The 25,467-nt window shown below is 56.2% G+C and carries 27 protein-coding genes; 13 read left to right on the plus strand and 14 right to left on the minus strand.

Annotated features, from left to right (window positions below; genetic code table 11):
* Positions 1-17: 17 nt before the first annotated feature.
* Positions 18-449, minus strand: coding sequence for a DoxX family protein (locus RBB63_RS19085; RefSeq protein ID WP_309386678.1), 432 nt, complete (start codon positions 447-449; stop codon positions 18-20).
* Positions 450-552: 103 nt separating this feature from the next.
* Between RBB63_RS19085 and RBB63_RS19090 the strand changes: the two genes are divergently transcribed.
* The 4 genes from RBB63_RS19090 to RBB63_RS19105 all read left to right on the plus strand — a co-directional run bounded on the left by RBB63_RS19090 (position 553) and on the right by RBB63_RS19105 (position 3,536).
* Positions 553-1,077, plus strand: a complete 525-nt coding sequence (locus tag RBB63_RS19090; protein ID WP_309386680.1) for a YHS domain-containing (seleno)protein — start codon at positions 553-555, stop codon at positions 1,075-1,077.
* Positions 1,078-1,176: 99 nt separating this feature from the next.
* Positions 1,177-2,409, plus strand: coding sequence for a pyrophosphate--fructose-6-phosphate 1-phosphotransferase (locus RBB63_RS19095; RefSeq protein WP_309386681.1), 1,233 nt, complete (start codon positions 1,177-1,179; stop codon positions 2,407-2,409).
* A gap of 137 nt (positions 2,410-2,546) precedes the next feature.
* Entirely contained in the window at positions 2,547-3,020 is a 474-nt protein-coding gene (locus tag RBB63_RS19100; protein ID WP_309386682.1) for a hypothetical protein, read from the plus strand.
* A gap of 324 nt (positions 3,021-3,344) precedes the next feature.
* On the plus strand, positions 3,345-3,536 hold the full coding sequence (locus RBB63_RS19105; protein WP_309386684.1) for a 4Fe-4S binding protein: 192 nt from the start codon (positions 3,345-3,347) through the stop codon (positions 3,534-3,536).
* Positions 3,537-3,598: 62 nt separating this feature from the next.
* Here the strand turns inward: RBB63_RS19105 and RBB63_RS19110 are convergent, their stop codons facing one another.
* Both RBB63_RS19110 and RBB63_RS19115 read right to left on the minus strand, forming a co-directional pair.
* Positions 3,599-4,234: a DUF3793 family protein gene (locus RBB63_RS19110; protein ID WP_309386685.1), complete on the minus strand. Its 636-nt coding sequence runs from the start codon at positions 4,232-4,234 to the stop codon at positions 3,599-3,601.
* A gap of 308 nt (positions 4,235-4,542) precedes the next feature.
* The gene (locus RBB63_RS19115; RefSeq protein ID WP_309386687.1) at positions 4,543-5,574 is read right to left on the minus strand and encodes a hypothetical protein; all 1,032 of its coding nucleotides are present in this window, start codon (positions 5,572-5,574) and stop codon (positions 4,543-4,545) included.
* Positions 5,575-6,245: 671 nt separating this feature from the next.
* On the opposite strand from RBB63_RS19115, the gene RBB63_RS19120 reads away from it, so the two are divergent.
* From RBB63_RS19120 to vapC, 3 genes are read left to right on the plus strand one after another with little or no spacing between them, the layout of a single operon-like run.
* Positions 6,246-6,896 carry a DUF4304 domain-containing protein gene (locus RBB63_RS19120; RefSeq protein WP_309386688.1) on the plus strand — a complete coding sequence of 217 codons (651 nt, stop codon included), beginning with the start codon at positions 6,246-6,248 and terminating at the stop codon, positions 6,894-6,896.
* A gap of 60 nt (positions 6,897-6,956) precedes the next feature.
* The gene (locus tag RBB63_RS19125) at positions 6,957-7,157 is read left to right on the plus strand and encodes a type II toxin-antitoxin system VapB family antitoxin (RefSeq protein ID WP_309386691.1); all 201 of its coding nucleotides are present in this window, start codon (positions 6,957-6,959) and stop codon (positions 7,155-7,157) included.
* A 2-nt stretch (positions 7,158-7,159) separates the two neighbouring features.
* On the plus strand, positions 7,160-7,552 hold the full coding sequence (vapC, locus tag RBB63_RS19130) for a type II toxin-antitoxin system VapC family toxin (protein ID WP_309386692.1): 393 nt from the start codon (positions 7,160-7,162) through the stop codon (positions 7,550-7,552).
* 117 nt (positions 7,553-7,669) lie between these two features.
* On the opposite strand, the gene rpoN is transcribed toward vapC, so the two are convergent.
* Positions 7,670-9,124: an RNA polymerase factor sigma-54 gene (gene rpoN, locus RBB63_RS19135; RefSeq protein ID WP_309386693.1), complete on the minus strand. Its 1,455-nt coding sequence runs from the start codon at positions 9,122-9,124 to the stop codon at positions 7,670-7,672.
* A gap of 62 nt (positions 9,125-9,186) precedes the next feature.
* Complete coding sequence (locus tag RBB63_RS19140) at positions 9,187-10,155, minus strand: serine/threonine-protein kinase (RefSeq protein ID WP_309386694.1); 969 nt, start codon at positions 10,153-10,155, stop codon at positions 9,187-9,189.
* A gap of 127 nt (positions 10,156-10,282) precedes the next feature.
* On the opposite strand from RBB63_RS19140, the gene erpA reads away from it, so the two are divergent.
* On the plus strand, positions 10,283-10,600 hold the full coding sequence (erpA, locus tag RBB63_RS19145) for an iron-sulfur cluster insertion protein ErpA (RefSeq protein ID WP_309386695.1): 318 nt from the start codon (positions 10,283-10,285) through the stop codon (positions 10,598-10,600).
* A 116-nt stretch (positions 10,601-10,716) separates the two neighbouring features.
* Here erpA and RBB63_RS19150 read toward each other — a convergent pair whose 3' ends face one another.
* Positions 10,717-10,974, minus strand: a complete 258-nt coding sequence (locus RBB63_RS19150; protein ID WP_309386696.1) for a hypothetical protein — start codon at positions 10,972-10,974, stop codon at positions 10,717-10,719.
* 84 nt (positions 10,975-11,058) lie between these two features.
* Here RBB63_RS19150 and RBB63_RS19155 point away from each other — a divergent pair, with 84 nt between their 5' ends.
* Positions 11,059-11,985, plus strand: a complete 927-nt coding sequence (locus RBB63_RS19155) for a nucleoside hydrolase (protein WP_309386698.1) — start codon at positions 11,059-11,061, stop codon at positions 11,983-11,985.
* A 9-nt stretch (positions 11,986-11,994) separates the two neighbouring features.
* Positions 11,995-12,771: a 3-methyl-2-oxobutanoate hydroxymethyltransferase gene (gene panB, locus RBB63_RS19160; protein WP_309386699.1), complete on the plus strand. Its 777-nt coding sequence runs from the start codon at positions 11,995-11,997 to the stop codon at positions 12,769-12,771.
* A gap of 2 nt (positions 12,772-12,773) precedes the next feature.
* Here the strand turns inward: panB and RBB63_RS19165 are convergent, their stop codons facing one another.
* The 4 genes from RBB63_RS19165 to glnD form a co-directional block, all read right to left on the minus strand.
* Positions 12,774-13,916 (minus strand): HEAT repeat domain-containing protein, encoded by a 1,143-nt coding sequence (locus tag RBB63_RS19165; RefSeq protein WP_309386701.1) that lies wholly within the window; start codon positions 13,914-13,916, stop codon positions 12,774-12,776.
* Between the two features lie 44 nt (positions 13,917-13,960).
* On the minus strand, positions 13,961-14,950 hold the full coding sequence (locus RBB63_RS19170) for an exostosin domain-containing protein (protein ID WP_309386702.1): 990 nt from the start codon (positions 14,948-14,950) through the stop codon (positions 13,961-13,963).
* 17 nt (positions 14,951-14,967) lie between these two features.
* A complete protein-coding gene (locus RBB63_RS19175) occupies positions 14,968-16,671 on the minus strand; it encodes a GAF domain-containing protein (protein WP_309386704.1) in 1,704 nt (567 codons plus the stop codon).
* A 134-nt stretch (positions 16,672-16,805) separates the two neighbouring features.
* A complete protein-coding gene (gene glnD, locus RBB63_RS19180; protein ID WP_309386705.1) occupies positions 16,806-19,625 on the minus strand; it encodes a [protein-PII] uridylyltransferase in 2,820 nt (939 codons plus the stop codon).
* Positions 19,626-19,755: 130 nt separating this feature from the next.
* On the opposite strand from glnD, the gene pcp reads away from it, so the two are divergent.
* Positions 19,756-20,424 carry a pyroglutamyl-peptidase I gene (gene pcp, locus RBB63_RS19185; RefSeq protein ID WP_309386706.1) on the plus strand — a complete coding sequence of 223 codons (669 nt, stop codon included), beginning with the start codon at positions 19,756-19,758 and terminating at the stop codon, positions 20,422-20,424.
* Here pcp and panD read toward each other — a convergent pair.
* The 4 genes from panD to RBB63_RS19205 all read right to left on the minus strand — a co-directional run bounded on the left by panD (position 20,421) and on the right by RBB63_RS19205 (position 23,317).
* Positions 20,421-20,825: an aspartate 1-decarboxylase gene (gene panD, locus RBB63_RS19190; protein ID WP_309386710.1), complete on the minus strand. Its 405-nt coding sequence runs from the start codon at positions 20,823-20,825 to the stop codon at positions 20,421-20,423. The two genes, pcp and panD, sit on opposite strands and share 4 nt — an antisense overlap.
* A gap of 172 nt (positions 20,826-20,997) precedes the next feature.
* On the minus strand, positions 20,998-21,420 hold the full coding sequence (locus RBB63_RS19195; protein WP_309386712.1) for a NifB/NifX family molybdenum-iron cluster-binding protein: 423 nt from the start codon (positions 21,418-21,420) through the stop codon (positions 20,998-21,000).
* Complete coding sequence (locus tag RBB63_RS19200) at positions 21,417-22,079, minus strand: DUF134 domain-containing protein (protein WP_309386713.1); 663 nt, start codon at positions 22,077-22,079, stop codon at positions 21,417-21,419. The genes RBB63_RS19195 and RBB63_RS19200 overlap by 4 nt, the downstream gene beginning before the upstream one ends.
* A gap of 146 nt (positions 22,080-22,225) precedes the next feature.
* Positions 22,226-23,317, minus strand: coding sequence for a hemolysin family protein (locus tag RBB63_RS19205; RefSeq protein WP_309386714.1), 1,092 nt, complete (start codon positions 23,315-23,317; stop codon positions 22,226-22,228).
* 263 nt (positions 23,318-23,580) lie between these two features.
* Between RBB63_RS19205 and RBB63_RS19210 the strand changes: the two genes are divergently transcribed.
* Both RBB63_RS19210 and gcvT read left to right on the plus strand, forming a co-directional pair.
* Positions 23,581-24,087 carry a PEGA domain-containing protein gene (locus RBB63_RS19210; protein WP_309386715.1) on the plus strand — a complete coding sequence of 169 codons (507 nt, stop codon included), beginning with the start codon at positions 23,581-23,583 and terminating at the stop codon, positions 24,085-24,087.
* An 85-nt stretch (positions 24,088-24,172) separates the two neighbouring features.
* The gene (gene gcvT, locus RBB63_RS19215) at positions 24,173-25,267 is read left to right on the plus strand and encodes a glycine cleavage system aminomethyltransferase GcvT (RefSeq protein WP_309386716.1); all 1,095 of its coding nucleotides are present in this window, start codon (positions 24,173-24,175) and stop codon (positions 25,265-25,267) included.
* The last annotated feature ends 200 nt before the right edge of the window (positions 25,268-25,467 follow it).

A 25,467-nucleotide genomic window follows, 5' to 3' on the forward strand; every position in this document is an offset into this window, starting at 1 on the left:
CATCCGGCGACAAGTGTTCATTTTACGAGTTTCGAACCGATGATGGGAATCGATTGACGGCGGATGTACAGCACGACTGCGCTGCTCACCCACGAGAGGCACGCCAAGGCAAATAAGGACCCGTCTTCATGACCGCCCGGGTAGTCAAAGGTAATCCCCAATGGGCCAAGGTGTGTGGCGATGGCGCCGGTTAGCGTGCCGATGGCGAGCACTGCGCCCAGCCACGCGAGGCGGGGGATGAGCAGGCAAACGCCCGCAATTAATTCAACGACGCCCGAGCCAATTCGCCCTGCGGCGCCGAGCCCGATGGTGTCGAAGATATACACCGTTTCCGGCGCCGCAGTGAACTTGAAGTAGAGCGTTTGCAGCAGGATGACGGCGGGGAACAGTTGACAGATCCAGCTGATGACGGCTGTGCGTTTAGAGAGTTTGGCGAGAGGTGCGTTCATGGTGAACTGTGTCGTGTTCGCACTGGATTACTTGCAGAGAAAATGAAGTCCGAGCGAAAAAGTTTTTCTGTCAGGTATTGGCCAGTCAGGCGTCAAAGAGCGCATGATAAAATTTCAGTTTCTCGTGTTCGTCTTTTCATTGGCGTTTGTTGCCGGGCTAGCGTGTGCGGCTCCAGACTCTGCATTGCAAAGTAACTCTGCCGCGCAAAGTAATTGGGCGCCAGTCAAGCGTCAGGCGGATTTCAATCTCGATTCGGGCGACCTCGGAGCGCAGGGCTATGACCCGGTGTCCTATTTTTCCAATCATCCGCAGAAGGGCAACGCCCGGATTGCCAGTGTTTACCGTGGCGTCACTTACTACTTTGTGAACACGGCAAACAAGCAAATCTTCGACGCTGATCCAGGCAAATACGAGCCCGCATTTGGCGGTTGGTGTGCTTGGGCGATGGCAGACGATGGCAGCAAAGTCGATGTCGATCCAAAGACTTTCAAAATAGTCGAGGGGCGGTTGTATTTATTCTACAACGGTTTTTGGGGCGACACCTTGAAAAAATGGAATGCGGGCAATCAAGACGCTTTGGCCAAGTCCGCCCAGGCGAACTGGGCCAGCGTAACGCAAAACGACTGAGTTTGCGCGCTACTAGCCGAATCAAGCAATTCCGATAAAAGCGGCTCAGCGCCGGTTTTTGCTTCCCTCCAAGGCGCAGATTGATTGGATGGACGCGCTATGGGAGCACCTAAAAAAGTCGGAATCCTTACTGCAGGCGGCCTCGCCCCCTGCTTATCCTCCGCCATTGGCGGCCTGATTGAACGCTACACGGAGATCGCGCCGGACATCGAGATCATCTGCTATGTGGGTGGCTATAAGGGCCTCCTGCTCGGCGAGAGCATCGTCGTGACGCCCGAGATGCGCAAGGACGCGCACATCCTCCACCGCCACGGCGGCAGCCCGATCGGCAACAGCCGCGTGAAGCTGACCAACGTGAAGGACTGCGTGAAGCGCGGCCTCGTGCAGGAAGGTGAAGACCCGCAGAAGGTCGCCGCGGACCAGCTCGTCAAGGACGGCGTGGACGTGCTCCACACCATCGGTGGCGACGACACCAACACCGCCGCTGCCGACCTCGCCGCGTTCCTGAAGCGCAACGATTACGATCTGCAGGTTATCGGCTTGCCGAAGACCATCGACAACGACGTGTTCCCGATTGCCCAGAGCCTCGGCGCCTGGACCGCGGCCGAAGAAGGCGCGAAGTATTTCCGCAACATCGTGGCTGAGCACAACGCCAACCCGCGCATGTTGATCGTCCACGAAGTCATGGGCCGCTCCTGCGGTTGGTTGACGGCCGCGACCGCCAAATACTACCGCGACGAGATCCTCGGCGACCGTGGTTTCGTGCCCGGTCTGGGCCTCAGCGAAAAGCGCGTTGACGTGCACGCGATCTACATTCCCGAGATGGAAATCGACCTCGAAGCCGAAGCCGCTCGGCTGAAGCAGATCATGGACGAAGTCGACTGCGTGAACATCTTCGTTTCCGAAGGCGCAGGCGTGGAATCCATCGTCAAGCAAATGGAAGCCGCCGGCCAGGAAGTGCCGCGTGACGCCTTTGGCCACGTGAAGCTGGACGCCGTCAACCCAGGCAAATACTTTGGCAGCAAGTTCGCGGAAGCCCTCGGCGCCGAGAAGAACATGGTGCAGAAGAGTGGCTACTTCAGCCGCGCCGCTCCGGCCAACACTGACGACCTTCGCCTGATCAAGAGCTGCACGGACCTCGCGGTTCAGTGTGCGCACGAAGGCAAGACTGGCGTTATCGGTCACGACGAAGACCAAAGCAACATCCTGCGCGCCATCGAGTTCGAGCGCATTAAGGGGGGCAAGCCGTTCAGCATCGACGAGCCTTGGTTCGACGAGTTGCTCGCCGCCATTGGTCAGCCCAAGGGCAAGAAGGTCGAAGTCGCCCACTAGCCAACCTCCGGTTGGATCGGAGAGCCGGCCGTAGGCCGGGGCTGTGAGGTAGACGAAGATTCTGATTCTTTTTCAAACGCCCGAAGTTTCTGAGATTAGTCTTGGGAACTTCGGGCCTTTTTATTGTCTTAGAGCGCATGGTTAGCGCTGACGAAACGAAGCACCTTATCCGCGAATGGGGTCGCCGCCAGGATGAGCATCTGGGGCTGGCTGGCTTCATCGACATTCTGGCCGAAGATGGCTTCGTAATGAAGTTTGGCGACGCCGAATGGCGCGGCTACGAGGGCTTTGAGCAGCATCAAAAGCTGAAGGCCAAGTTTTTCGACGAGGCGCATGTTTACGTCGAAGACGCTTGGGAAATCGTAGTCGGCGAAACGGAAACCCAAGCCCGCTCTCAGATGGTCTGGGAGTGCCGAACACGGGAAGGGGATGCGCCACGCAGTCAGTCGCTTTGCTCGGATCTCGAGCATCGTTGGGTGATGGTGCGCTGCCCGCGACGTGGGACGCCCGTTATCCAGTACCACGAGTGCCTGTCGTTGAAGTATCGCCCGGGGCAGGGCCCTGACGGCGTGCACGAGGGAGATGTCCACCTAGGCGCAAAGCAGAGCTAAGGTTACTTAGGCAAGGTTCACCGCTTGGGGGGGGCGGCCGTATTGAGCGGCTTAGGCATGTTCACGTTAGGAGTGGGGCTTAGTGCCTCGTTGAGTATTTGGGCATAGGGGCTTCACGCGCATAAGTCCTGTACTTGTGTCTCAATTACAGGCCGTTTGGCGTTACTGCGTCTCATTTGCGCGAATAAGTCTGTAAGTGGCTGTAAAATAAGGCTTTATGGATCATTTTTGTGCGATTTTGACTTGCGAATGCAAAGATATTGGCTTTTTTATTGAGACAAGAGTTAGCCGCTCAACCTTAACTTCAACCGAAAGAAAAAAGCCATGTATATCATCAAGCCCGACCTCTGCGTCATGTGTGACGCTTGCCGTCCGGTCTGCCCACGCAACGCCGTGAGCGCCCACGCAACCGAAAAGACCTACGTTGTCGACGCTGATCTCTGCAATGACTGCGCCAACATGGGCGCCGTTCGTTGCGTGCCGCAGTGCCCGACCGACGCAATCGTCGCTAAGTAACCCGCAACGCCTTTCGTGGCGTTGGCCACAGCGCCGCATCCTCTCGGGGATCGCGGCGTTTTTTATGCGCAGAGCTCGACGCCTGGAGCGCCAGCCAAAAATTTGAGCGCCGTGCAGCGGGCTTGCTGATAAGCGCAGCTGCGACGCTGGGATTCCTGCATGCAGCCATACACCCGCCAACCGCAGGCGCCGAGGCAGGGCAGGGGCATGAGGCCCATGTAGCCGAAGACGTCCTCAATCGGGTAGCCCAGGGCGAGGCCGATCTCGTGCGGCAGGTTGCCATGTTGCTCCCAGCGGTCGCGCACCTCGTCGATGAAGCTTTCCGCCGTGAGTGGCATGTGGTAATTGAGCTTGCCGCTCATCACGCAAGCTGGCGCGATGTCGAGCACCTCCTGAAGGCGGTCCGGCTGATAGACCACGAACTTCAGGGTGGTGTCGCTCACGTGCAGCAGGCGGTAGGCAAAGCCCCATTCTCCTGCCAGACGCTGCAAGTTAGTCTCAACCTCACCGATGTCGAGATTGAGCTCATCCCAGGACATCGCCAGGAGCTCGCCGGTTTTCTCGCTAAGCAAGACGCTGGCGGCATTCAGGAAGAGCCATTGGTCAAAGCGCCGCGTCCGCTCGTCCTGCGACGAGAGGTCGTCCCGCCACTCGAGGTAGGGGGCTGCCGCGTTGCTTGTTTCGACCAACAGTTCCATATTGCAAATGGGTCTTATTAACGCGAGGCCTGCGCGGCAAGCCATTTCCGCCATTAAACTTTTTGCCGCACCGATGAAAATCCCTAATGCATGGTATCGCACTGGGCTGCTGTGGTTTATGAAAGCGCGCCTTCGTGCGACGCATTCTTAACCACGAAGGGCACAGAGGGCACGAAGGCTGAGAGGCAGCAATTAGAGACTCACGCAAAGACGCAAAGGCGCAAAGTTTAAAATTCAGTTGAAGTGGCCTTAGCGACTTTGCGTCTTTGCGTGAGAAAAACACGCTTCGCTGGTCGCGCCTCACCCCGTTACCCCAGGTCCTGCTCAAACAGCAGGTAGTCGATGTGGCGGAAGACGAGTTCGCCCATGGTTTTGCAATCGAGGAAGCCGGTGAAGCCGTGGTATTCCGCCAATTCGCGCTTGAGCTGTTCAGTCTTTTCGGGCGGCGAAATGGTGTCCTCGCCCATGCAGGTGCGCAGGTTGCTGAGGCGGTAGGGGATGGTGTTCGCGCGGCGGGCCATGAGCGCGCGTTCCTCGATCTGATACTGCTGGATGGTCTCGAAGTTGAGCAGGCCAGTGCAGAGCTGGACGACGGGCAGGTTGTCCTTGAAGAACTGCGGCAGGTAAATCTTGTGGCGGCCTTCGTAGCTCTGCTGGTCGAAGTCGATCGGGCGCACACGATATTGCTCGTTGTCGAAGTCGGGCGTGATGCCGACCACGTAGTTATACGAGCGCATGTCGCCGAGCAGGCGCGCAAAGCACCGCTCGTTGAACTTGATGAACTCCTTGGCCACGCGGACGCGGTTCAGGCTTTCGCGGCCAAAGTATTCGCGGATAAACTGGTCGCCCGGGACGCCGACGATGTGCTCCTCGATCAGCGTGTCCTGGTGGACGAGGTAGTTGATGCTCGACGGCGAGAGCATTTCCTCAAGCTCGAGGCCGTAGATGCGCGACGCGTCCGCCCGCTTCACGTAGAAGTAGTCGTAGTTGTCGTTGTATTGGTTGATGATCCGGATGCGGAACGGCTGGGAATTGCCGAACGAGCAGAAGTCCACGCGGTCCACGCGCAGGTGCTCGACGCTTTCGTTGCCAGCGATCTGGAGCAGGGCGTAGATGCGGGTCAGCGCCTCGTTGATTTCCTGGAAAATGGTCGGCTCGTAAATGAAGGTCTGCCACAGCGTGTCCTCGCCCTCCTTGTCGAGCAGCGGAAAGGATTCGTAGGGCTGCGTGAGTCCCTTGTAGAGAATGGGCAAATCCATCTCGCGCCCATACTGGCGGAGGTAGTCATGCAGGTCCGCATTGACGTCGTAGTGTTTCTTTCGCTTGGAAATAACCTGCATGCTCCAAGGTATGATCGCTTTATGGCCGCTTTGCCAGCGCGTTTTGCGATGAGGCGTGATTTGGAATGGGTAACCTTGGGGGCGGGGGGAGTTGAGCTTCTTTCGACCAAAAGGTGGAGCCTGCTACCCCTGGCAGGCTTGTTCCATCCTACTGGCCGAGGGGCAAGAGCAGCCCCGGTCGGGACGCCGGGCTCCACCTTTAGGCAATTTGCGCCGAGAATTATTATAGAAAACCCGTTTCCGCTATTGCCCTCTACGGACGTTTCGGGCATACTTTCAGCATGAAAAGTCGGCCCGATAAAGGCATCCAATGCGTCTTAAGTATCGCCGACTGCTGGACCAAGCGTCGCCGACTGTAGCTCGAAGTGTCGCCGACACTCCTGGCAAGCGTCGCCGACGCTTCTTCGCGTACCACGTAAGGCTTTGGTCACAACCACGATAATGGTTGAGGCGCAACCACGGGTAGGTTTGCACCACAACAAGCAGGGGCTTTTTGCCACTGGCTCTTACTTCGCGCACCAAACGAGTCCTCTTGTAAAGAACAATGACCTACGAGTCGAATTGCCTGCGAGCTTTGCCAGATGTCGATGTAAAGTACTTTACTGTCCGATGGCCTGCGTGTAGCTATATGACGTTTTCGTCGCTTAAAAATATTATTTAGCAGAAACGACATGAAATCACCTTCTTCGAAAGTTATCGACCAAGTTCTTGCAAGTGGACCGAAGCAATTTTTCAAGGAGACGGGTTTTCGCAAGATGGCGCGTTCCTTCATCAAGGAAGTAGGTGATCTTTATTGGGTAGTGAATTTTCAGTCGAGTATGTGGAATTCTCCAGAGTCAGCGCGTTTTACCGTGAACTTAATGCTGGTTCTACCATATTTTCACGAGATCTGGACGTCCAAGCCATTTCCCAAGAATCCCGGAAGCGCAGCTCCGGTATGTCGTTTCCGGATTGGCTTACTTATGCCGGAAAGAAAAGATTATTGGTGGGAAGTTGATCTAGAGACGGACGCAGAGCAGGTTGGAAATGAAGTGACAGAATTAATTGCAAGTATCGGTCTACCATACCTTGAGAAAGCTACCAATCTCGAATGGGTTATTCAGCAACTTCTTGATGAAGAGTATTTTCACGGCTGTGTTATGAATCAGCCATTGGCAGCATCGATACTTCTTCATCATCTCGGAAAAGAGAAAAAGGCTGAAAGAGTGATCCAGTCGCTGAAGAAGAAAAACACTCATGAAGGCTTTGGCAAGACGATCACTACAATAGAGAGTCGCATCAAAACTAAAGATGTCAACAAGGCAGGGGGCGGGCTATCCTAAGTACTGCTTAACTCAAAAGTATGCATTGACCGATACACACGCTTGGCTTACTCTGTGTGTATGAAGCGGACGAACATTGTGCTCGACGAAAAGCTAGTTGGGAAAGGGATGCGGCTCACCGGAATCGAAACTCAAAAGGGCTTGATTGACTACGCCCTGCGGGAACTCGTTCGCCGGAAGGAGCAAAAGAGCATCCTCAAGCTCAAGGGCAAGATTCGCTGGGAAGGCGATCTTGACGCCATGCGCGCGAATCGAACCTAGGCATGGTCATTGTCGACACCACTGTCTGGATTCATTTTCTACAAGGCCGGGAAACCGGAGAGGTCGCAAAGCTCGAAGCGCTGTTGGCCGATGAAGTGGACGTCTTCATCACGGGGCTCATCATCCAAGAAATCCTGACGGGCATTAAAGCGAAGAAGGACCGGGCGAAAGTGATCAAGGAGCTGAGTCACTTCATCCTGATTAACCCGACCCTCGAAACGCACATTCAAGCGGCAGAAATCTTTGACGCCTGCAGGAAGAAAGGGCTTACGATTCGAAGCATCATAGACTGTCTGATCGCAGCGTTGGCGCTCGAATACGATCTCGCGGTTCTGGAGAAGGGTCGGGATTACTCCTTCATCGCCGAGGTCTTCCCGCTAAAGAATTTTAGGTAGCGCCTGGGAATTCAGAATATCTGATTGATCCCGCATAGGCTATTCATCGCGGCATAAAGCCGCTCCTACCAAGAGCCGCATTATCCGGTGGGAGCGGCTTTATGCCGCGATTCGCCCCTAATGAAACCGCCGTCTTAAATTCGTTGGCAGGATACCGAGTTCTTCGCGGTATTTGGCGACGGTGCGGCGGGCGATTTTGACGTCTTCTTCGGCGAGGATTTTCACTACTTCCTGGTCGCTGAGAGGCTTCGCCGGGTTCTCATTGCTGATGATGTTCGCAATGCGGTCCTTGATGGACTTGTTGGAGACGGCCTGGCCGTCCTTGCCCTGGTAGCCGGGGGTGAAGAAATACTTGAACTCAAATACGCCGTGGGGCGTCTCGATGAACTTGTTGGCAATGGCGCGGCTGACGGTCGTTTCGTGCACGCCGACGGTTTGCGCGATCTGGTTCATGGTGAGCGGGCGCAGCTTGGAGACGCCGTGCTCAAAGAACTCGAGCTGGTATTTGAGGATCTCCTCCGTGATGCGCTCAATGGTCTGCTGGCGCTGCTCGATGGAATTCATCAGGAAGCGGCCGGCGCGAATCTTTTCGCGGATGTATTCCTTGTCCTTGCCGATGATTTTGCCGGTGGCGATCATCTCCTTGTAAGCCGGGCTGATGCGGAGGCGGGGGATGTAGTCGTTGTTGAGGATGATCTGCCATTCGTCGTCGTTCTTTTCGACGGTGACGTCGGGCACGACAACGCGGTTGTTGTCGTCGCTGAACTTGCTGCCCGGCGCCGGGTCCAGCGCGGCGATTTCCTCGATGGCAAACTGGACTTCTTCGATCTTTGAGCCGGTCTTGCGTGCGATGTCCGGAATGCGGTGGCGCAGCAGGAGCTCGTAGTGGTCGCGAATGATCTCGGCAGCCAGCGTATCGTCGCGTTCTGTCAGCTTGAGCTGAGTAAGGAGACAATCCTGCAAATCCTTGGCGCCAATGCCGGGCGGGTCGAGGGACTTCAGCACATCGGCCACGAACTGCATGTCGCTCAGTGGCAGCTGCGTCATGAGGGCGGCGTCGGATAGGCTAATCGTGAGGAAACCGCGGTCGTCGAGGCTGCCGATCAGGTAATCGATGCCTTCCTTTTGCGAGGGCGTCAGGTCGCAGAGATCGGCTTGGCGCAGGAGGTGTTCCTGCAAGGATGTTTCGCTGACGAGCGAATCAAAAAAGTGCTGGCGGCGTTGGGCGTCTTCGCTGGTGAATTGCGAGTTGGATGCTTCCTGAGTATAATACTCGCGGTAATCTTCATCCAGCTGGCTGAGCTTGGAGTAATCTTCCTCGCTCAACTGAAGCTCGTCGCTGTTGTTGGGCTCGTTATCTTGGGACTCAGTGCCTTCGCTGGCTTGTTGCTCAAGGCTAATCCCTTCGATGGGCAGCTCTTCAAGAGTTGGGTTTTGCTGCAGCTCTTCCAGAATGGAATTACGCAGCTCCAGCGTAGGCGCTTGTAGAATTTTAAGGGACTGACGTAACTGCGGCGCGAGGACAAGGGTCTGCGCCTGCTTCTGAACCTGTTGAAGTCCCTGGTGTGCCATAGATTACTGGAAAGAAGTCGCTCACGATGGGGTATTGGTGTGGGCGTGAAAGTTAGGTTTGGTTAGCGTTGTCCGTGACGTTGGGCGGCGTTGTCGCCGTCGGGCCCGAAAAGATCCTGCAGGTAGAGGGCAAGCTTTTCGTTGGTTGGGCCGTAGCCGTCACTGTAAAGGTAGACCTCAAGCGCCGTGAGCAACTCGGTGGCCGACTGGTAGCGGTCTTCGCGGTTGCGGGCCAGCGTGCGGTAGAGAATGTCGTTGAGCTTGTCGTCGACGCCATCGCGCATGCGGCGGAAGTCCGGCAGGTCCAGCGTGAGAATGCGCTCACGGGTGGTTTCGGAGTCTTCACCTTCGAAAATGTTGTAGCCCAGCAGCAGCTCAGAGAGGACAATGCCGCAGGGAAAGATGTCCGCGCGTGCGTCGGTGACTTCCTTGCGCGCTTGCTCGGGGGAGAGGTATTCATCCTTACCGGCAATGACTTCGCCCTCCTCGTTATACATGAGGTCGAGCGCCTTCGCGATGCCGAAGTCCGTCAGCTTCACGTCGCCCTCGTAGGCGAGCATGATGTTTTTCGGGCCCACGTCGCGGTGGACGATGCCGACCGGGCGGCCATGGACGTCGCGCTTGTTGTGCGCGTAGGCGAGGCCACGGGCGACGCGGGAGACAATGAACACGGCCAAATCGACCGGGATCAGCTGATTGGTCTCGATGTGATGATTAATAAACTCCTCGGTATTGAGGCCGTTTACATACTCCATCACCATGAAATACTGATCGCCCAAGGCGCCCAGGTGGTAGGTCTGGACGATGTTGGTGTGGATGAGGTCAGCGACCAGGCGGGCTTCGCCAATGAAGTTGCTGCGAAACTCATCAAACACGGAAAATTCTTCACGGATCAGCTTGATGGCGACGACCTTGCAGAACTCGTCACTGCCATGCTGTCGGCCTTCGTAAACGACGCCCATACCGCCTTCGGCGATCTTCCGGACTAGCTCGTAGTGTATTTCGTTGAAGAGGTGTTTTAACCGTTCCACTGTTCCGCACGATAAACGAGGAAGCGTTTCAATCAAGCGGAAAGATCGAAATGTGCACGTTTCTTGCTCGCGAGCCGGAAACCGCTCCATATTTGACATTGCGACGGTCTTCACGCAAATTTGAGGGATGATCAATTTAACCGAATCCGCCGCCGCCCAAATTCGTAAGCTCCAAGCTGAAGCTGACGCGGCTGACAAACTCCTCCGCGTCTTCATCGAGCCGGGTGGTTGCTCGGGCTTTGAATACGGCATGACTTTCGACGAGCCTAAAGCCGACGACGAACGCCTGAGCGATCAGGGCATCGATTTCCTGGTCGATCCGGCCAGCTTTTCCTACTTGGACGGTTGCCGCATCCACTTCGATGACGGCCTTCACGGCAAGGGCTTTGAAATTAACAACCCCAACGCCGCTTCGACTTGCGGTTGCGGACGGTCGTTTAATTAAACGCAAAATTCAGAGTTCAAAATGCAAAAAGGCCAGCGTTACGTTGGTCTTTTTTATGGCCTAACTTCGGGCTTCATCTGCGCCTCGCGGCATTTTGAATTCATCACTTTGCCTTTCTAGGGCTGAAACATATTCAGCGCACGAAAGCTTTCCACGGCAAACCATATCATGACCCCGCCAATGGGCAGGTAGATGAATACCGCCTTTATGCGGCTGATGCCGCCCGGGTCATACTTGCCAAATGTCGCGCGCTCAAAGGCGCTGTTGGTGAACCGCCGAAACTTGGGAATCAGCTTTCGCTTGCCTTGCAGGCGATCCCGCGCCGCCCGGCGTTGGCGGTGGTGGTAAAGCCAGCGAAAGAATTGGTTGATCATGGAGTTGGGTTTCGGCTTCGGTGCAAGATATTGCGGAGGACAAGCATTTGACAGGGGTTGTTTTTGCGCAAATAAAAACGCTCTATGAATCTCCCGTTTGCCCCCGACGCATTGATTCGTCAACTCGCCTGGCCGACAGAGCCAGTGGATATGGTGCTCGACACCGATACCTACAACGAGATCGACGACCAGTTCGCCCTCGTTTACGCGCTGCTCTCGCCCGAGCGCATGACGATGAAGGCAGTCTACGCCGCGCCCTTTCACAACAGCCGCTCATCGGGCCCGGCGGATGGCATGGAAAAAAGCTACGAAGAGATTCTGCGCCTGCTCGATTTTATGGATCGTTCGGCGGACGGGTTTGCTTTCCGCGGATCAACGGAATGGTTGGCCAATCACGACACGCCTGTCAGAAGCGAAGCGGTTGAGCACCTGATCGAGCTGGCGCGAAGTTATACGGAAGACCGCCCGCTCTATGTGGTGGCCATCGGTGCGATTACCAATGTTGCCTCAGCCCTGATCGCTGCGCCCGACATTGCGCGCAAAATCGTCGTTCTTTGGTTGGGCGGCCATCCGGTGCACTGCGGGTCGACGAATGAATTCAATTTGCAGGGCGACCGCATAGCCTCGCGGTTTATCTTCGACTGTGGCGTGCCGCTGGTGCGTTTTCCCTGTGCGCTGGTGGCGCAGTCGCTGGCCTCGACGAACGCCGAGATGGAGCGCTTTGCCAAGGGGCGCGGCCAGATCGGCGATTATTTATACGAGATCTTTTCAACCTACAAACCGGACATGGATGAGCCGGGCGTCTCGAAGGTGGTGTGGGACATCGCCCCCATCGCATGGCTGGTTCAAGAAAACGGAATCAGTAGTTGCCTGATGCCGAGTCCGATTCTCAATGTCGCCGACTTGACCTTCAGCGTCGACTACGGTCGCCATTACCTGCGCGAAGTCGTCCACATCAACCGCGACGTTGTCTACAAAGACTTGTTTACGAAGCTCGCGAAACTGTCTTAACTATCCGGCGTGAAAACCACCACGCTAACCATCCGCAGACTGAAGGGCGAGCGACCAATCGCCATGCTCACCGCGTACGACTTTATCACCGCGCAACTCGCGACTGAAGCCGGGGCGGACATGATTCTCGTTGGCGATTCGTTGGGCAACACCGCGTTGGGCTTTGAGTCGACGATCCCGGTGACGGTCGACATGATGCTCCACCACTGCGCTGCGGTGGCCCGCGCCAAGCCGTCGGCTCTGCTGATGTGCGATGTGCCGTTTGCCGTGGCGGGTCATTCCACCGATAACCTGCTCGATGTCTGTGCGCGGATGTTGCAGCAGGGCGGGGCGGAGTGTGTGAAGATCGAGGGGGGCATCCGCCGCGCCGAGAAATGCGCCGCCATCGCCCGTGCGGGCATTCCGGTGATGGGCCACATCGGCCTTAAGCCACAGGACGTTCTCCAACTGGGAGGCTATCGCAAGTATGGCAAAACCGATCAGGGACGCGATCGCTTGCTGGCCGAAGCAAAAGCATGGGAGGACGCTGGCGCTTTTGCGTTGCTGCTGGAAATGGTCGACGCCGAGGCGGCGGCGATGGTTACCGAAGCGGTGAAGATTCCCACGATTGGCATTGGCGCAGGCCCGAAAGTTGACGGGCAAGTGCTTGTCATTTCGGACGCCCTCGGCCTCAATGCAGGCAAGTATCCGGGCTTTGCGAAGAAGTATGTGGACCTGCGCTCGATTGCGGTTGAGGCGCTGGGCAAATACGTCAGCGAAGTGCGCGAACGTCAGTTTCCGGAGTAGGCTTAATTAGGGCGTTCTCGCCAGTATTCTGCCGGAAAGTCGATCTTGAGCATGGGTTCGCCGGTGGCGTTGCCGCGCGAATTAATTGCGTAGTAAATGGCGCTGTGTGTGTCTTTGCGAACTCTGGGGTCCGAGTCCTCCAAGAGTGAGCGCAGCGCCAAAATGTTCTGCGCATTGCGGTGATTAGCCAGCGCATGAATGGCTTGGGCGCGTCCCTGATGCTCGGACTGGTTGGCGATGGCGATTAGCCGTTCGGAAAAGCGGTCATCGCCATACTTTTGTGCGCCGAGCCCGCCGGTTGGCCAAGTGTTGGGGTGCGATTCCGCGAGGGAAATTTCGATCAGCGTTAGCAGGATCTCGCGATCGATTTCTTCTTCTTCGAGAATGGTCAGCATGCTGCTGGACAAACCATGCTCGTAGGCGGAGTGGATGATCTGTTGCATCACTTCTTTGCTGTGCGGCAGGTAATGTCGCAGGCCCTCATCCGCCCAATAACCGGAACCGTCCTGATACGCGGCCCAAAGCAACGGCTGGGCGCTCAGCGGGTGCTGGGTATACATCAGCTTTTTCGTGAGCGCCGCGCGTTCTTGATCATCAGTCGTGGCCTGAAGTTGCGCAGTGAGTTCATCAATGTAGGTAGCCATCGCCTCGTCATTGCGGGGGAGGATGGTGATCGCGATCGGAACGGACGCAACTTGGCCCGCCGCGTCTTGGGCGCCAAACGGATCATGTCCATAGAAGCCGGTCACCTCGTAAATGCCGGGCTCAAGCAGCGCCCAGCGGTTGAGCGCGATGGTTTTGGAAAATGATTCACCGGGCTTCAGTTCGCGTGGTTGGGTGAGGCCGCCCATTGAGTATATGCCTATCTTGGCGCGTGGGTCGGGCGCTGCTTCGCCGTTGGCGTTGGTGGCCACAAGGCGATATTCCGGCATACGGCCGCTGCGGTCGTAATTGCGGTCGCCGTATTCGTAAACTTCGTTGCCCGCGTTGGTAATCGTGAAGACGACGGGAATTTCATCGCCGAGGGAAAACGCGTCCTGTTCGCAGGTGATACTCAGCGTGAGTGGGTAGTCCGTTGCCTGATTGGCTTTCAGGCTAAGGCAGGCTGCCAGAAAGGCGATGAGTGGGTAGAGTTGGGGGCGCATGCTCCATGGGACATTTGTCAGGAGCGCTGGTTCCGGGAGATGTCCTAACGCTTTGTGAGTTTGCTAAGACGACGGAGGAGCTGCTGATGACGGGCTAAGCCATGTTGAGCCCAGAAGCTTTCGCGATTCCAATGATGTCGGTAAGTGGTTGCGGTTTTGCCTGCGCCGGATTTCACCAGCCTCAAGAGCTTTTCGAGAATCCAGACGATCTGTTTTTCTGGCGTAAAATACTGTTCCCAGGCATGGCGGGCGTTGGCCGCAAGCTTTGGCGCTTCGGCAAGTCGGTCTTTCAATATGTGTGGCAGATGAGGGATATCTTTTTCGGGCAGAATAATTGCGCAGCTTGCCCAAGCGGGACCCTCCGGAGGCGCCCAACGATCGGATAGAATGACGGGCGCCCGCTCGAGCTGCATCGCTTCAAAGAGTCGATAGGTTGAAGGGCCAAGGCCTCCGGGGCAGAGGGCAAAGTGGCCGTTGAGAATTTCCTCGCAGTAGCGGTTTTTGGCCTCATCACTGTGACGATACCAGGCGCCGGTTTCCGGTTCTTCAATTAGGAAATCGGCGCCAAAGTCGGCACGCTGCGCACGCAGTTGCTCGCGGGCAGGGCAGTTGGTGGTGCCACGAAAGGTCGCCAGGAAATGGCGTGGCTGTTCACGCTGTTTAGCCCAGTAATGGACACGTTCATTGGGGACCATCAGGTAGCCTGTGGCCACTGTGTCCGGGCGGTGTTGCGATTGTGGCAGATTGACATAGCCGCCTGGCAAGAAGGGAACTGGATGGTCGTCAATGTTCAGCGTGCAGACTTTCGGGGTATGCTCGGCGACGATGGGATCAGCCAGTAATTTTGCGGCGTGCTCGCGACCCTTTTGACGGCAGATTTCGAGCAGGATGATCAAGTCGGCTTCATTGGCGGTATCGCAAATGGCGAAGCTTGCACTGTCATTGATTAGACGCGATAAGCTGTCCCGGAATGGCTCGCCTGACCAGGCAATAACGTCCTGGCCCTCAAGCGTGTGCAGATAGATTTGGGGCATGGAGGGGGCAGCATTTATTAGCGCACCAGCGGAATGGTAAACTGAAAGGTGGCGCCGGCTTTTCCTGTTTCGACAAGGCTGATCTCGCCGCGGTGGCTTTTGATGATTTGCTTGGAAATCGCCAAGCCCAGGCCTGAACCTTCAGGACGCCCAGAGAGGAATGACTGGAAAATACGGGATCGCAGCTCCACAGGAATGCCCGGCCCATTGTCGCTGACCTCGACATAGCCCATCGGCATGATGGGATTCTGGTCGCGCTTGACGGATACGGTGACCTTGCCGCCCTGCGGCATGGCCTGAAAGGCGTTGAGCACAAGGTTGAGAATGACCTGTTGGATCTGACCCTTGTGAGCCTCCACGCTGAGCGACTCTTTGTGCTTGTGAAAGATGAGCTCGACGCCGCTTTGCTCGGCCTTCAGGCGGACGAGCAGGATGGTTTCGTCGACCAGTTTGTTCAGGTCGTAGAGCGCGTGCATGCCCGTTCGGCTTTTACCAAAGGAAAGCACGCGGCCGACGATTTCTTCGAGCTGTTGGATTTTTTCGCTGATGACCTCGGTGTCCTTGTTGCGCGGGTCCTCCACGCCAAAGTCGAGCGTGAGGGATTCGAATAACAGCTTGATGACGGTCAGCGGATTGCGGATCTCATGGGCAATTTCGGCAGAAAGCAGCCCCAGCGTGGTCAGCCGCTCGTTCTTGCGCAGGCTTTCTTCACTCTGGAAAACGCGGGAGTAAAGCTGGCTGTTCTGAATCGCCACGGCGCCCATTGAGGCCATCGACGTAAAGAGCTGGCGCTCGTCGTTGTTAAAGCGGTGCGGCGTGTCCGTGTAGGCGTTGAGCACGCCAATGGCCTGGCCTTCGCAAATGATCGGCGTGGCCAGGAGCGAGGAAAGCCCGACGCTTTGAGTCAGGTCCAGAAAATGGTGTTCTTCGGTCTGTGGCAGGTTCTGAATCGCGACTTGCTTGCGGCGGTCGATCGCCACGCCAACGGCGGTTTCCGTTAGCGGCAGCTCCTCCTCGTAATCAATCGGCCCTTCTGCGCCGGAGACGACTTCGAGCTTCAGGCGGCGACGATCCTCACTCAGCAGGTAGATCGCGCAAATGCTGCAGGGCATGAGCTTGCGCGCCTCACGGGTGAGGGATTTTAGCACGTCTCGCAACTCGCGTTTGCCACCGAGAAGCTGGCCAATACGCAGCAATGTTTGGAGCTGATGATTCTTTTCCTTGAGCTGGCGAATGAGCCAGAGTCGGCTGACCACGGAGGTGGCTTCAATGGTAAGCAGCGAGAGGAGCTTCAGGTCGTTTTCGCTAAAGGCGTCGGGGCGGTCGCTGTCGACATTCACCACGCCAACGGGCATGCCGTCGATGAGCATTGGCGCCGCCATCTCGGATTGTACAGACTCCTTAACGGGCACGTAGCGGGAATCGGCGTGAACATCTGGCACCAGGAGTGGTTTGCCATGGAGCGCCACCCAGCCGGTGATGCCAATGCCGAGGGGGAGGGCAAAGTGATTGTTGAGCATGAGCCCGCGCGTCACTTCGATTTCCAGCAGGTTGGTGTCGGGATTCGTCAGCGCAACGGATGCGCTGCTGGCGCCCAGGACATCCACGAGCTCTTGGAGGATGGCTTCCAGCGCTTCGCGGGCGTCGTCTGTCTCACTGACCAGTCGGCTGATGCGATACAGTGAATCGATGACGGAGCGTTCTGGCGCGGCGGTGGGCATGAGTTAAGGCTGGAAAGTTTGGAGGTTTGTATGTTCGAAAGTTTATTTTTTAACGGCAATGACCAGCCAAGTGAACTACCAAATGCTCACTGAATAAACTGACGAACGACGCACGTTCAAACTTTCGAACGCATTTAACCTGCCGCTTCAAACTCGTCCCGTGAAATGATGCGCTCGATGTCGTCCCGGAGGGGGACGAGGGTGTCCGCATTACTGATCGTCAACGGGCGGGTGGGCTCGATGTAAAAGGTGTCCAGCGCAGCGCCGCGTTCCGTGGAAATGCGGGCAAAGCTGATGTCGTAGCCGTGCTTGAAAATCGCGTATGCGAGTTGGTAGAGCAGGCCAAGGTGGTCGTTAGCCTGTACCTCCACAATGGTGCGCTTCAGCGAAAGTTCGTGATAAACGTCGACTTTGGAGGGAATAGGCGCGCGCAGGCGGTTGTTCTTTTCCGATCCGAAACTGCTGGAAAGTTTGGCCGCCTGATCCTTGATGGCGGGCATCAAGTCCACATTGTGCAGGAGCGCTCTTTCGAGGTGGCTGCGGAATTTCTCCTCTGCCTTCGGGTCCTGGACCATGCCGCCGTCTGGCGCCACGACGTAAAATGTATCGATTGTAATGTGGTCGTTCCGCGAAATCGCCTTGGTGCTGAGAATGTTGACTCCGGCTACGGTTAGGGCGCCAGCCAGCTTATAGAACAACCCAGCGCGGTCCCAGGTGACGATGTTGACCACGGTCAGGCCCTGGTCTTCGTCATTGCGCCAATCGACCACAGGCACGAGGGAGCCGATGCTGTCGGCCTCGGAAATGGTTTCGAGCAACTCATTGACCATCCGCACATGCAGAATGATGTCATCGGCGTCGTTGTGGATGAAATAACGTTCGGGCAGCAGATTGAAATGAGCGTCAATCTGGTCTTTTTCAATGTCCGGCAGGCGGCGTTCGATGATTTCGCGGTAGATCATCGATTTACGCTCCTTTCGGCGTTTCGCCATGGCGTCAGGCTCATGGTGAATGTATTCAAGTGTGGCGCGGAAAAGGTTTTCATGCAGCGAGTCTTTGTAGCTATTCCATAGACTGCTCGCCGTGCCTGAAGCGTCGCAATAGGTATGCACAAAAAGATAGCGGAGAATGTCTTCTTCTCCAACAAGCTTGGCAAATGAGGCGATAGTCCGAGGGTCATCTATATCGAGCCTTTGCCAGAATCGTGCCATTTCGAGGTGATTCTCGACGATTGTTAAAATTATTTTCCGTCTTTTTTCGTCTAACCCCAATCTTTTCAGGATGGGCTCAGCGACCCGGACCCCGCTGATACAGTGGCCTTGGACGCCATCTGACTTGCCCAGATCGTGCACCAGTAGGATGAGATACAGCAGGGCGGGTGTTTCCGTTTTGACTAAAGCTTTATGATATTTTTGGCCATAATTTCCTTCTTCCCGGAAAACTTCGTCCAGCTTGCGAATTGTGCTCAGGGTGTGGATGTCGGCCGTGTAGCGGTGGTAAAACTCATGCTGCACCAGGCAGGTGATTTCGCCAAATTCCGGCAAGAAGCGCCCGAGCACCCCCGTCTCATGCATGAGCAGGAGAATGGGGTAGACGTTGCCGCGGGTTTGCAAAATTGAGCGGAAAGTGCGGTTGGCGGACTCATTGTGCATAAGCTTGGCGTCGATCAGGTGCAGGGATTGGCTGATCAGCACCCGCAGGTCCAGGTCGGGCTGGAGGTCGTATTGTTGCAGGTAACGGAAGACGCGGATGATCCGTGTTTTATCGCGCTTGAAGACGTTTTGATCCTCGGCGGAAAGCGTTCCTGGCGTGATGAGGAAGCCGTCCAACTCCTTTTGCCGGTCCATGCGTCGGGAGTCGATGACCGCCTGAAACGTGTAGCCGCGGTTGGAGTCGAGACTGCTGAAGGCTAGGCGTTGCTCCAGCAGCTTCGAAGTCTGGTAAATGTAATTGGCGTGCCGATAGTAGTCCTGCATGAACGCCTCCACCCGGCGGAAGATGTCGTGCTGTTTATAGCCCAAGGCCCACGCAATGCCGGGTTGCGCCTCAAGGCTCAGGGTGTCGTTCGGGCGCTTGCTGTTGAAGTGGACTTCATTGCGCACGCGCAGGAGGAAGTCATACGCCTCGTGCAGGTGGTCGCGCTCAGCTTGGCTGAGGAATTTTTTCTCCATCAGCGCATCGAGTGAACCATTGCCCAAGCGGACCTCAGCCATCCATAAAATATTCTGGTAATCGCGCAAACCACCGACGCCGTTCTTGATGTCGGGTTCTTGCAGGAAGACGCTGCCGCCGTATTTTTCCCGGCGCTCTGCTTGGTCGGCGAGGCGGTCTTTGGCGTAGGCGCGGTGGTCGGTCCTTTGGTAATATTTGCGGTAGGTTTTCTCGAACTCCCGGTAGAGCTCGGCGTCGCCGCAGATGAGCCGGGCTTCAAGCAGGGCGTTGAGTGTCTGGACGTCGGCTTTGGCTTCGGTGATGGTTTCCTTGACCGTGCGGCTGGAGTGACCGACTTTCAAATTGAGGTCCCACAGTGGGTAAAGGATTTCGTCGGTCATGACCTCCTGCAGCGGCTTAAGCGTCTCTGGCCGGGCGCGCTTGGGGTAGAGGAACATGATGTCAATGTCGCTCAGCGGGCAGAGTTCGGCGCGGCCATAACCACCCAGCGCAAGCATGGCCACGGGGTAGGGCACAGGGCCTTTCTTATACTCAAAAATGGCCAAGGCGTTCTTATAAAGATACTCGATGAGCACATCGATCATCAATGTGCGCGCCATTGCCACGCGAAGGCCGCCATCGCCCTTCTCGTGGTAGCGATGCAGCATCTCTTGCTCCAGGCGCATGTACTCCTTCAACTGCTTTAGGCGTTCGCCGGGGGCAGTGTCCAAGTCAAACGTTAGCCGCTTGCTGGCGTGCAGGCGGATTCTACGGAGAAGAGGATCTTGTAAGGTGTTCTTCAAGTTTCCTTAACAGACGCACACCCGTTGACAGATTTCAACGGGGAAAATGCAAACGGATGCTCTATTGACATTTTTAAGCCTCGCTATGAATAATATCCATGTAACCGCCTGATTTATACCGTTTTATGTCATGAAAAAAGTTCTCCTAACCGGCTTCGGCGATTGGGCCGGCAGCTGCGCCAACCCGGCAGGCGAAGTCGCCAAAGCCCTCGACGGCGCCCAACTTGACGGTGCGATCGTTTCCAGCGTCATTGCGCCTTCCGTCTTCAAGAAAATGATCCCCTGCGTCACGGACGCCATCGACGCGCAAAAGCCCGACATTGTCCTCTCCATGGGCGAATACAACGGGCGCACGATGATCACAGTGGAGCGCATTGCCCAGAACATCATTGAGGCCACCCGCTACAACCTGACCGACGAAGAAGGCGATATGCCACAGGACGAACCCGTTGTGCCAGGTGCGCCATATGCCTACCCGGCGACGGTTCCGCTCCGCGCGATGGCCCGCGCCATGCGCGACGCAGGCGTCCCCGCAGATATTTCAGACACCGCCGCCACCTTTGGTTGCAACTTGCTGATGTTCGGCGTGTTACATCATATCGCAGTAAATAAATTACCGATTCGCGCAGGATGGGTTCACCTGCCATCATTGCCGGAAACAGCGGCGCTCGATAAAAATGTTGGCCTGCCCAGCATGGCGTTGGAAACCCAAGTGACTGGCCTCAAGGCCGCCATCGAAGCCTGCGCCAAACATGAGACCGATATCGACGTTCCGATCTCGTCGAGACTGCAGATTTAGGCTGGGGACGAGACTACGAAGTTCTCGTCCTCAATGCCCGGAGCCCGTTCTTTGACGATGGTCTGGTTGCCATCGGCGAGGACGACCACGCGTGGTTTCCAGCCTTTGGCTTCCTCAGGCGACATCTGCGCGAAACACATGATAACGAGCAGATCACCCGGCTTGCCACGGTGGGCAGCCGCGCCATTGAGCGCAAATGTGCGAGACCCGGCGGGGGCCTCAATGGCATACGTTTCCAATCGCTCGCCATTGGTGATGTTGCCCACGAGAATTTTCTCATAGGGGAGCAGGCCGATGCGTTCCATCAGCTCGGCGTCAATGGCCAGCGAGCCCTCGTAGTCTACCTCGGCTTCGGTGACTTCGGCACGCAGAATCTTACACTTGAGAATATCGACTAGCATTGTCTTTGACCAGGTACAGCAGTTTCCGTACGCAGAATCCTATATTTCAATTCAAGTTTTGCCCGCCGTCAATGCGCAAGTAGAGATTTAGTCAAATGCCAATTCATTCCACGTGAACGATTTCGCGCGAATGTCACTCAGGCTGCGTTATCGAACTGGTTGATCCCAGTGCTCAGTGCTCGCACTCACAGTGGTCATGCCCGTGGTGGTGACCGTGCTCATGATGATCGCAGAGCGCGCTGTCGGGTAGATCAATGCTGAGTCCGTCTTGATGAACTTTCAGTATTTCCGCCACAGTGCGGCAACCGGCGGCGTGAAAAATCAGCAAACCAGCTTCGTGGGCGCGGAGGAGGGCTCCCCGGCCCATATTCTGGCCAAAGAGTATGCGACATCCGCGCTGAGTCAGGCCCTGGATCGGAGCGCATTCGCCTGTCAAACGCGCGGATTCCGCCGTTAGGCACTCAAAGTTGCTGCCGTCGGTGTCCACGAGGGCAAAGAACGGAGCCTTGCCGAAGTGGGGGCAAATTTTAGAATCAAGCCCATCGTTGGTTTCAACGGGGACGGCTAGGCGATGAATGTTTTGAGTGATCGTCATGCGGATTTTATGTTGATGAATTGAATGATTTCCTGGTTGGCGACTCCCTTGGCGATGTGAGGAGTGATGCCAGCTTTGGCTAGCAATTCGATTGCATCTGGGCCGAAGCGTCCGGCAACAATATCGGTAACCATTGCTTGCCTGAGGCATTGGATTGCGGCTTGTGCTGCTTGTCGCCGGAGGTTGGCCCCTGCGTTTTCCAGGACCGAGGTCTGGGCAGTCGTTGAATGTTGAATAACGAAAAATCGGGCGCGGCCGAATATTGAACTGACCGAGCCCTCGGCGTCACCGTCCTCACTGGCGATTGCAATGATGCGCTCAGCGGGGACTTGGCTGGGAGCCGCGTCTTCTTCGAGGTTGATTTGGAAGTCGTCCGTTTCTTCGGCGTCAATGCATAGCGGGCGGTTGCGCTCAATGCCAAGGGCGATGGAGCGCCGTGCGCGCTCAAGCATGCGGCCCGCAGTGCTGTGGGAAACCCCCAGCTTGCTGGCGGCTTCTCGTAGACTCAAGGCATGGCCGTCGACCAGGCGCATCACTTCGAAGTCGAGGAGGGATACTTCAGCAAAGGTCTTTAATTGGCGTCCGGTTGGATTGACCGGCAGGTAAACCTTCGGAGAGGGCATGCCTTGGAGCTGACGTTGTTTGGTTGGGCGTCCCATGAGTTTGAATAAACTCAATAATGGGAATATTCCCGTAACGAGCAACCTGAATGCCACCAGCTTTTACGCATAGAAGTAAGGCGAATGACGCTGGTTAGCGTGGTTGCTAATTGGCCCAGAGGGGGGGGGCAGGGCGCCCAAAGGGCCTAGCTGGCTTCGCGAGTGGTCGCAGCGCTGTCGCCGACGGTTTCATTGCGCGCTTCGCGTCGCGCCTCGGAGATTTGCTTGCGTCGGGCCAATTCGCGCATGTCGACTGCGATGTCGTCCTTCTCAAAGATTTCCTGCCCGAGAATGTGCTCCATCACGTCCTCCATCGTCACCACGCCAGAGACGGAGCCAAACTCATCGACGGTCACCGCCAGTTGCTGGTGGTTTTTGAGGAATTGCTGGAGCGCGTGCGCGGCGTTGGCGGTGTCGGGCACATAAATGACTGGCTGCGTGAGGCGCTTCACCGTGACAGCGTCACGGTCGTCCGCTTTGGCCTTGAGGAGGTCGCGACGGCGGACCACGCCGATGATGTTGTCGATGTTTTCCTCGTAAACCGGCAGTCGAGCAAAGGGAATATTAGGCAATCGGGCAAAGACTTCGCCAATGGCTTCAGACGCCTCCAGCGCGGAGACCACGGTGCGCGGCGTCATGATTTCGCTGATTTTAACATCGTCCAAGCTCAGCGCATTGGAAATGATGAGGCTTTCGTCGGCGGTCAGCGTGCCTTCCTTGGCGCTTTTTTCGGCGAGTAGGATGATTTCCTCTTCGCCGGATTCCTCAACGTTGCGCTTGCCGGCAATGAATTGCACCAGTCGTTTACAAACGTACGAAATGGGCATCATGGTCATCCGCACATACTTGAGCGGGTAGATCATGTAGGGGAGGAGGTTAGGGCGATAAAGGATGCCCAGATTTTTCGGTATAACCTCGGAAATGATCAGGATGCCGATCGTCATGGCGGCGGGCACCACGTATTTGGCCAAATGCGGTTCTTCTTTAAAGACGCGCACGGCGAGCACACCGGTGATGGTAGCCCCGAGTGTGTTGGCGACGGTGTTCAGGCTTAAAATGGCGGACGAGGTCTCCTCGATGTCCATCTTGAACTTTTCAAGTAATTCGCCTCGCTTGGGCGACTTTTGCTTGAGCCCTTCGATTTCCGCCGTGGTGGTGCTGAGGATCATGGCCTCCAGCAATGAACAGAACGCGGATACGACCAGCGTGAACACTACTGCAATGAAAAATGCGATCATCGCAGGTGGGCGGGCTCGCAGCCCGCGGTTCTAGGTAAAGGCTCTATGTCTTCTGTTTCCATGTAAGTAATCCCGCATGTCATAGTCTATCAGGAGGAAAGGCAAGCATAACCCGCGCCTGATTCTGTTGCTTAATGTATAGGAAAACTTGCTGACAACGTGATATTTGAGTGAAGACTTTTCTTGACTCATATTTGAGCTTTCACCCTTGACCGACCAACTTTTTGACCATTTGATCTGACTACCAGACAACTCTTTACGATATGCAAACACCCAGAATTCTCGTTGCTGCCTCGGCCTTAGTCGCATCTCTTACCTTCACCGGATGCGAACTTTTTGAAGAAGGTTTTGAGCAGCCCGTAACTGTATATTCATTTCCCACTGGCGCTGAAGTCACTGTAGACGGGGAGAGCATAGGCAAAACGCCTTGCACCGTCGAGCTTGGTCGTCTCAAAGCGCACCAGTTCGTCCTCGAAAAGTCCGGCTACAAGCCTCAGAAGGAAACGGTCATGCCGACTCGCAATGAAGAAGGCAAAGGCATGGTTCGCTTTGGCCTCATGGAAGACACAGGACTTTATTTCGACCTGAGCCCTCAGCCCGTTCAGGCGCAAATGGTGCCCGATGTGCTGCCCAACAGCAAGGGAGTCGATGCTTACAGCGAAATGGCGACCATCATTACTGAAGTTGACCAGCGTCGCGAGTCCGGCCAGATCGGACCAGTCGAGCATAAATACATCGTCGACCAGATTGTGAATTTCTACGCGAACTAAGGCGTCGCAAGATTACTTTTGAAAACCCGGTTTCATGCCGGGTTTTTTCTTGGCCTGAGTCCAGATTGTTAGACAATCCGCCGCAATGAGTGATTTACAGCACACCCCGCTTTATGGTTTCCACCTCGACCACGGCGCGCGCATGGTCCCGTTCGCTGGTTGGGAAATGCCCGTCCAATACACAGGCATTCTCGATGAGCACTTAGCGGTTCGTGAGCGCGCAGGCCTCTTCGACGTGAGCCACATGGGGGAAGCTCTGGTCACTGGGGCGGGCGCCGAGGCTTTTCTTGACTACCTGCTGCCCAACAAAATTGCTGGCACGCCGGTGGGTATGGGCGTCTACTCGCCGATGTGCCATCCGAGCGGTGGTGTCGTGGATGACCTCATTGCCTACCGTCTGCGCGAAAATGAATTCCTGCTCTGTCTCAACGCCTCTAACACGCAGAAGGATTTGGACTGGATCGCCCAGCAGATTGGCGACTTTGATTGCACGCTTGAAGACGTTTCCTCGACCTATGCTCAGCTCGCATTGCAGGGGCCGAAGGCAATGGAAATCCTGAATGCCGTAGCGGGCGTTCCTGCCGGCAAAGAACTGAAGGTGAAGCGTTTTCGTGTCGTGGAGACCGAGTTGGCGAGCATTCCATGCCTGATTTGCGGCACTGGTTACACGGGTGAAGGCGGCGTTGAAATTTACTGCCACCATGGGCATGCACGCCAATTGGCGGACACGCTCGTTGAAGTCGGTCAACCAATGGGGCTTGCGCTCTGTGGACTGGGTGCGCGCGACAGCCTACGCCTGGAGGCGGGCTATCCGCTCTATGGCCATGAGCTGGGTGACGAAATCACTCCGACTGAAGGCGGTGTTGGCTGGACGGTGAAGCTCGACAAGCCGGGCGATTTCATTGGCAAAGAGGCGTTGCTGGCTGAGCGCGCGGATGGACCCAAGCGCAAGGTCGTCTTTTATACGATGAGCGACCGCCGCATTGCGCGCGCGGAAACGCCGGTTTTCGTCGGCGACAAACAGGTCGGCGTCGTGGTGTCAGGCACGCAATCACCGGTCCTCGGCTGCCCGATCGGCAGTGCGTTGGTCGACGCCCTGGCCGACGTGAGTGAGCTGGAAGTGGATATCCGCGGCAAGCGTTTCCCAATCACCGCGAAGCAGCCCCCGCTGCACAAGTAAGTTAAAAGATCACTTGAGGAATGAGGGCGCCGTTCGTTCTCCGGTAAACACCGGGAATCTCCGCGATCCTTATTTTTTTCCGAGCGAAGTGGCTATTATAGGTCCACTGGAAGATAGTGAGGTCCTAGAGCACTTTTCATCTAGATTGGCCGATCAGGCCGCAGTGATTTTTCGTGTCCAGCAAGGCGGCTTGAGCGTCG

The organism is Cerasicoccus frondis, assembly GCA_031296915.1.
GTDB classification, from domain to species: domain Bacteria; phylum Verrucomicrobiota; class Verrucomicrobiia; order Opitutales; family Cerasicoccaceae; genus Cerasicoccus; species Cerasicoccus frondis.

Bases quoted from the DNA above. Each gene is read 5' to 3' on its own strand.
- RBB63_RS19085 (WP_309386678.1), bottom strand. From the start codon at position 449: ATGAACGCACCTCTCGCCAAACTCTCTAAACGCACAGCCGTCATCAGC.
- RBB63_RS19090 (WP_309386680.1), top strand. From the start codon at position 553: ATGATAAAATTTCAGTTTCTCGTGTTCGTCTTTTCATTGGCGTTTGTT.
- RBB63_RS19095 (WP_309386681.1), top strand. From the start codon at position 1,177: ATGGGAGCACCTAAAAAAGTCGGAATCCTTACTGCAGGCGGCCTCGCC.
- RBB63_RS19100 (WP_309386682.1), top strand. From the start codon at position 2,547: ATGGTTAGCGCTGACGAAACGAAGCACCTTATCCGCGAATGGGGTCGC.
- RBB63_RS19105 (WP_309386684.1), top strand. From the start codon at position 3,345: ATGTATATCATCAAGCCCGACCTCTGCGTCATGTGTGACGCTTGCCGT.
- RBB63_RS19110 (WP_309386685.1), bottom strand. From the start codon at position 4,234: ATGGAACTGTTGGTCGAAACAAGCAACGCGGCAGCCCCCTACCTCGAG.
- RBB63_RS19115 (WP_309386687.1), bottom strand. From the start codon at position 5,574: ATGCAGGTTATTTCCAAGCGAAAGAAACACTACGACGTCAATGCGGAC.
- RBB63_RS19120 (WP_309386688.1), top strand. From the start codon at position 6,246: ATGAAATCACCTTCTTCGAAAGTTATCGACCAAGTTCTTGCAAGTGGA.
- RBB63_RS19125 (WP_309386691.1), top strand. From the start codon at position 6,957: ATGAAGCGGACGAACATTGTGCTCGACGAAAAGCTAGTTGGGAAAGGG.
- vapC (WP_309386692.1), top strand. From the start codon at position 7,160: ATGGTCATTGTCGACACCACTGTCTGGATTCATTTTCTACAAGGCCGG.
- rpoN (WP_309386693.1), bottom strand. From the start codon at position 9,124: ATGGCACACCAGGGACTTCAACAGGTTCAGAAGCAGGCGCAGACCCTT.
- erpA (WP_309386695.1), top strand. From the start codon at position 10,283: ATGATCAATTTAACCGAATCCGCCGCCGCCCAAATTCGTAAGCTCCAA.
- RBB63_RS19150 (WP_309386696.1), bottom strand. From the start codon at position 10,974: ATGATCAACCAATTCTTTCGCTGGCTTTACCACCACCGCCAACGCCGG.
- RBB63_RS19155 (WP_309386698.1), top strand. From the start codon at position 11,059: ATGAATCTCCCGTTTGCCCCCGACGCATTGATTCGTCAACTCGCCTGG.
- RBB63_RS19165 (WP_309386701.1), bottom strand. From the start codon at position 13,916: ATGCGCCCCCAACTCTACCCACTCATCGCCTTTCTGGCAGCCTGCCTT.
- RBB63_RS19170 (WP_309386702.1), bottom strand. From the start codon at position 14,950: ATGCCCCAAATCTATCTGCACACGCTTGAGGGCCAGGACGTTATTGCC.
- RBB63_RS19175 (WP_309386704.1), bottom strand. From the start codon at position 16,671: ATGCCCACCGCCGCGCCAGAACGCTCCGTCATCGATTCACTGTATCGC.
- pcp (WP_309386706.1), top strand. From the start codon at position 19,756: ATGAAAAAAGTTCTCCTAACCGGCTTCGGCGATTGGGCCGGCAGCTGC.
- panD (WP_309386710.1), bottom strand. From the start codon at position 20,825: ATGCTAGTCGATATTCTCAAGTGTAAGATTCTGCGTGCCGAAGTCACC.
- RBB63_RS19195 (WP_309386712.1), bottom strand. From the start codon at position 21,420: ATGACGATCACTCAAAACATTCATCGCCTAGCCGTCCCCGTTGAAACC.
- RBB63_RS19200 (WP_309386713.1), bottom strand. From the start codon at position 22,079: ATGGGACGCCCAACCAAACAACGTCAGCTCCAAGGCATGCCCTCTCCG.
- RBB63_RS19205 (WP_309386714.1), bottom strand. From the start codon at position 23,317: ATGATCGCATTTTTCATTGCAGTAGTGTTCACGCTGGTCGTATCCGCG.
- RBB63_RS19210 (WP_309386715.1), top strand. From the start codon at position 23,581: ATGCAAACACCCAGAATTCTCGTTGCTGCCTCGGCCTTAGTCGCATCT.
- gcvT (WP_309386716.1), top strand. From the start codon at position 24,173: ATGAGTGATTTACAGCACACCCCGCTTTATGGTTTCCACCTCGACCAC.